Here is a 3,253-nt window from a genome sequence, read left to right as displayed (position 1 = left end):
TACTCCCCGCAGTTAACGTCCAGCGTCTGGCCGGTGATGCCACTGGCCAGGTCGCTCGCCAAAAACACGATGGCTGAAGCGACTTCGTCCTCCGTGGGCAACCGCTTCAGGTCGGAGTTCGCTGCGGTGGCGGTGTAGATCTGCTCCACCGTGGTGCCGTACTTGCCGGCCTGATGCTCGAAGTAACCCTTGAGCGTGTCGCCCCAGATGTAGCCCGGCGCAACCGAATTGACGCGGATCCCTTGCTCGCCGAGTTCGCTGGCCAGCGACTGCGACATGGCCAGTAGCGCGGACTTCGCCATCTTGTAAGCGCCGTACTTCGGCTGAGAATGCCGGATCACCATCGAGTTGACGTTGACGATCGAGCCTTTGGACTCCGCCAGCGCCGGTGTGAAGCCCTGGGTCAGCCGCAGCGCGCCCAGTACAGTGAGCTCGATCGCGTCGCGGATGTGCTGAAACGACGTGCCCGCCAACGGTTTCATGGACGGCACCCGAAACGCGTTGTTGATCAGCGCGTCGACCTTGCCGTAGGCGGCGAGCGCGGAGTCGACGAGGTTTTTCACCTGCTCGTCGGCGGTGATATCGGTGGGGACTGCTACCGCGCGGTGCCCGGCGTCGGTGATCTGCTTGGCAACATCGTCCAGGCGTTCGCCGGTACGGGCCGCCAGCACCAGATCCGCGCCGTCGCGGGCACACCGGCGTGCCAGCGTGCTACCGAGCGCGGGACCCACGCCGCTGATCACCACTACCTTGCCGTCGAGCATTCCGGCCATCGTTACCCCAGCATCCTATTGGCAATTTGCTGCTGGCGCAGTGCAATTCGTGCGCGCCAGTCTCCTTGAGAAATCTTGTTGTGCTCGTAATAAGGCAGCGCTGCAGCAATCGCGTCGAAATCGACGAGGTCGACGGTGGGTCCGTCGGCTTCGGTGAGCTCACGTGACACTCGTTGCCAGCGGAACTGCAGAAAACCGCGCCGATGGCCAAGCGTCTCCACCCAGTTGGTGACGCCGGGATTCTGGTCGGCGACCACGATGCGGAACTTGCCGTCCGGATCAGCCTGAGCCTGAGTGGCGTTCAGCGACGTCTGGTGGCTGATGTAGTCCAGCGAGATGTACCACATGCTTCCCAGCTGGAAGCCCAGATAGGGTGCGTCGCTCACCTGCACCGTGATGACCAGCGCCTGACCGGGCTGCAAGTCGAAATGCCCGGCCGAGGAGTACTGCGTGGCCAGCCCGCCAGGAGTCAGCCGGGGCGCCACCATGGTGTTGACCGGGATGTTGAGATAGAACCACTGCGGGAACTGCAGCCAGGTCTTCACCCGCTGGACCAGTTGCTTTCCCGCTGTGGCATAGCGCTTTTCGATGGTTTGGCGGGTCAGCGGCGGCGGTGCGGTCCCGGCAGTGTCCAGTCGGGAAATCGCCACCGTGCCGCGCTGCTGCGACCAGTCGCCGTACACCTCACGGATCACCAGTTGCCCTGGCGTAGTCGGACGCAGCCGCCACTCGAAGCTGCCGTCCTCGGCGATGTCGAGTTCGCGGTCGTCGAAGGCGACCTGGCTACCGGGCACGTTATCGTCGGTGTACTCGCCACCGAGCAGCTGGAAACTCAAGTCGGTGGTGGTGCCGCGCTTGCCGGTAATCACGTAGTCGTGGTCGGGAAGCACGCGAGTGCCGAAGTAGAGAGTGTCCGGGTTGTCTAGGCCCATCTTGGTGAACGGCCCGGTGCCCGACAGCAGAAACGGATGGTCGCGCTCGTAGTTGAACGCCATATGCGTGCAGGCCTCGACACAGCCCGCCAGGTATTGCAGCCCTTCGAGCAGGTCGGCTTCAGTCTCGATGTGCGGGGCGGCGGCGACAAGTTTCTCGGCCTCGGCAATCGCCTCGGTGAGCGGTTGGGAAAACACGACTAGACGCTAGAACGTGTTCTATTTTTCGTCAATGGGCGAACATTCTCGCGCTTAGCGCATAGCAATCACGGACGAGGGGGGCTCACTACGATGTGCACTGCTGGGACAAATCGATGAGATGCTGCCGCACATCCGGATGCCGGTTCAGGTAGTCGATGACATTGCCATTACCGCCCTCCGCCTGCGCCCTGGCCTGCAGCTGCTGGTGAAGGTCAGGGTGCTTTTGCAGGTACTGATCGATCGAGTCGCCGACGGTCTGATTGCACTGCTGCGCAGGATCGGCGCTGGCCACTGGCAACGCGATCACGGCCGGGGCGATGAGGTTCAACAAGGCAACGGCCAGCAGGCGGTGGCGTCTGCGGGAACGACTGGTCATGCGATTACTCCTCTTAGGCAGTTGGTGCGCCAGTGGCACTGCCCTCGAGGATAGCCACGACGCGGACTAAGGGGCGACGGCCTGATCCTGGCTCTGCTCGCGCTTGATCTCCAGCGCGATGTCGATGAGCTGGTCTTCTTGGCCGCCGATGAGCTTGCGCTGGCCCGCGCGGTGCAACAGCTGATGCGCCGGCACTCCGTAGCGCTCGGACTGGCGGACGGCATGCTTGAGGAAGCTGGAGTACACCCCGGAGTAGCCCATGATCAGCGCGTTGCGGTCGAGCAGGCATTCGGCCGGCATCGCCGGGCGCACGACGTCTTCGGCGGCATCGGCGATGTCGAAGAAGTCGATGCCGGTTTTCACACCAATCTTGTCGAACACCCCGATCAATGCCTCGACCGGAGCGTTGCCCGCGCCCGCGCCGAAGCGCCGGCACGAGCCGTCGATCTGCTTGGCACCCGCTCGCACGGCCTCCACCGAATTGGCCACCCCTAAACCGAGGTTTTCGTGGCCGTGGAAACCGACCTGCGCGTCGTCGCCGAGCTCGGCGACCAACCCCGCGACCCCGTCGCGCCCGCCTTCGAGGACCAGCGCGCCGGCGGAGTCGACGACGGAGACACACTGGCAGCCGGCGTCGGCCATGATCCGGGCTTGCGCGGCCAGTTTCTCCGGCGGAATCGTGTGGGCCATCATCAAGAACCCGACGGTTTCCAAGCCCAGTTCGCGGGCCAGCCCGAAGTGCTGGATGGAGACGTCGGCCTCGGTGCAGTGGGTGGCGATCCGGCAGATCGACCCGCCGTTATCCTGCGCTTCCTTGATGTCGTCTTTCGTGCCCACCCCGGGCAGCATCAAAAACGCGATCCTGGCCTCTTTGGCGGTCTCGGCGGCGAGTTTGATCAGGTCCTGCTCGGGGGTTTTGGAGAAGCCGTAGTTGAACGACGATCCGCCCAAGCCGTCGCCGTGGGTGACCT

Annotated in this window: 3 protein-coding genes and 1 pseudogene (1 of these 4 cut by a window edge); all 4 read right to left on the bottom strand. The window is 63.9% G+C overall.

Going from position 1 to position 3,253, the window contains the following annotated elements; genetic code table 11:
* Nucleotides 1-773 (bottom strand): SDR family oxidoreductase (locus ACFE99_RS19780; protein WP_375488127.1); only part of this gene is annotated, 773 nt, incomplete at its 3' end.
* A gap of 2 nt (nt 774-775) precedes the next feature.
* Nucleotides 776-1,903, bottom strand: coding sequence for a hypothetical protein (locus ACFE99_RS19775; RefSeq protein ID WP_375488126.1), 1,128 nt, complete (start codon nt 1,901-1,903; stop codon nt 776-778).
* Between the two features lie 88 nt (nt 1,904-1,991).
* Entirely contained in the window at nt 1,992-2,282 is a 291-nt protein-coding gene (locus ACFE99_RS19770) for a hypothetical protein (protein WP_375488125.1), read from the bottom strand.
* 66 nt (nt 2,283-2,348) lie between these two features.
* Nucleotides 2,349-3,253 (bottom strand): annotated as a pseudogene (gene dmpG / locus ACFE99_RS19765) (4-hydroxy-2-oxovalerate aldolase); it runs 147 nt beyond the window's last position.

It is taken from the genome of uncultured Mycobacterium sp. (genome assembly GCF_964249325.1).
Lineage (GTDB): Bacteria > Actinomycetota > Actinomycetes > Mycobacteriales > Mycobacteriaceae > Mycobacterium.
Note: the sequence above shows the minus strand (reverse complement) of the source record. Positions and strands in the feature narration are given on the sequence as shown.

What these genes read in the sequence shown, in the direction of transcription:
- ACFE99_RS19770 (WP_375488125.1), bottom strand. Translation starts at nt 2,282, where the DNA reads ATGACCAGTCGTTCCCGCAGACGCCACCGCCTGCTGGCCGTTGCCTTG.